This window comes from Amycolatopsis sp. NPDC102389, assembly GCF_044765885.1.
Taxonomy (GTDB): Bacteria; Actinomycetota; Actinomycetes; order Mycobacteriales; family Pseudonocardiaceae; genus Amycolatopsis.
Genome location: NZ_JBIWKX010000134.1, coordinates 1 through 1644, shown reverse-complemented (window position 1 = coordinate 1644; position 1644 = coordinate 1). Strand labels below are relative to the sequence as shown.

1 protein-coding gene is annotated in these 1644 nt (G+C 67.9%); it reads right to left on the bottom strand.

Annotated elements, in window-relative coordinates:
* Positions 1-137 precede the first annotated feature (137 nt).
* Positions 138-1523, bottom strand: a complete 1386-nt coding sequence (locus tag ACIRGA_RS40835; protein ID WP_400952959.1) for an IS1380 family transposase — start codon at positions 1521-1523, stop codon at positions 138-140.
* Positions 1524-1644: the final 121 nt, after the last annotated feature.

Below are 1644 nucleotides of genomic sequence, written 5' to 3'. Positions count from 1 at the left end.
ACCTGGATCCACCGGTGGGTTTTGTTGGTGATCTTGGTGGGGTTTGTTGATCTTGTTGGTGGGCGTGGGCGTGCTGGGGTGTGCTGGCTGGTCCAGCGCGTCCACTGTGGTCTCCGGTCGTAGGGGTGGGTTCGGGGTCAGGGTGTGGGGGGTGGTTGTGCGGCGGTTGTGGTGTAGAGGTCTGTCCAGCTGTGTTGCCAGGGCCAGTTTTCGGGGATGTGGAGGGTGAGCCGGCGGGCGGTGCGGGTGAGTCGTGCTGGGATGGCGATGAGGTGGCGGCGGATGGTGCCGGTGCGGGCTCTGGCGTGGTGTGGGCTGGCGAGGACGCCGATAGTGCGGAGCAGGTTGTGGGTGAGGGCGGCGAGGGTGAGCCAGGCGGCGTTGGCGTGGAACTGTCCGGAGGGGAAGTGCGCGAGGGCGGAGTTGTTGAGGTCGGCGAAGACCTGCTCGATCGTTCCGGCGCGGTCGCGGTGCTGTTTTTCGGCGGCGACGGTGTTCAGGCCGGTGTCGGTGAAGATGGCGTGGTAGCGCCAGGCCGGGAACAGTTCGCCTTGTGCGGTGCGTTCCAGGACGCGGTAGCGGCGGGCGATGAGCCGGGCGGTGACGGGTCCTTCGGGGTGCTCGGTGGAATTTGTGAAGGCGGTGTAGCGGGTTTCGGCGACGTCGGCGGTGTGGATCCAGGTGCCGGTGCCCTGGTCGAAGACCGGGGTGGCGTAGCTGATCGGCCGCCACGCCTGTTCGTCGATGTTCTCGATCGGGGTGAGGATCGGGGCGTGGAGCGGCATGGTGATGGAGAACCGGGCCCCGGCCGCGGTGATCGCGTGGATCAGGGAGCAGACGTAGTAGCCCGAATCGGCGCGGACCAGCAGGTTCCCGGTGGCGCCGCAGCCACGCGCGGTGCGCAGCGCCTGGATGAGGAAGGAGGTGGCGCCCCGGCGGGTGTCGGCCTGACCGCCGCGTAGCCGGGTTGCCACGATCACCGGCGCCGCGACCGGGCTCGACAGGGTGGCGGCGAGGAAGTTGTAGCCCAGAACCTTGGTATAGCCGTAATTCGCGCCGACCTTCTGATGCCCATAGACCTGGGTGATCTTCGAGTCCAGATCCACGAACGCGTACTCGCTCACCCCGGGCAGCAGGCGCTCGGTCGACCGGACCAGGCGGATCAGCACCAGCGCGGCGAACGCCTCCAGCGCCGCGGCATGGCCGATATCGAACCCGCGCAGGAACGTCCCCAGCGTCGAGGGCGCCCGGACACCGCCGAACAGCCGTGCCATCGCACCGGCCCGCAGCACGTCCAGGTCGTCGATACTGTCCGCGCCAGCGGCCATCCCGGCCACGATCGAGAGCAGTTTCGCGCCCGGGTTCGCCCCGGCCGACCCCGGAACCCGGATCCGGTCCGCCGCGAGGTCGGCGAACCCGACGTTCTCCGTCAGCCTCACCAGCGGCACCAGCCCGGCATGGGCCACGACACTCCGGTCATCACAGCGTGCCGACACCGCGCCACGGGTATGAGACGATCGCATCCAGCAGATGCCCTCTCACTCGGTCCGAATTGTTCTGTCGCAAGACCAATCGTCCCAAGTCAGAGGGCATCTGCGCGCCTACGACACGATCAACTCACCACAAACATCGGTGGATCCAGGT

Coding starts and splice junctions, on each gene's coding strand:
- ACIRGA_RS40835 (WP_400952959.1), bottom strand. CDS start 1,523: ATGCGATCGTCTCATACCCGTGGCGCGGTGTCGGCACGCTGTGATGAC.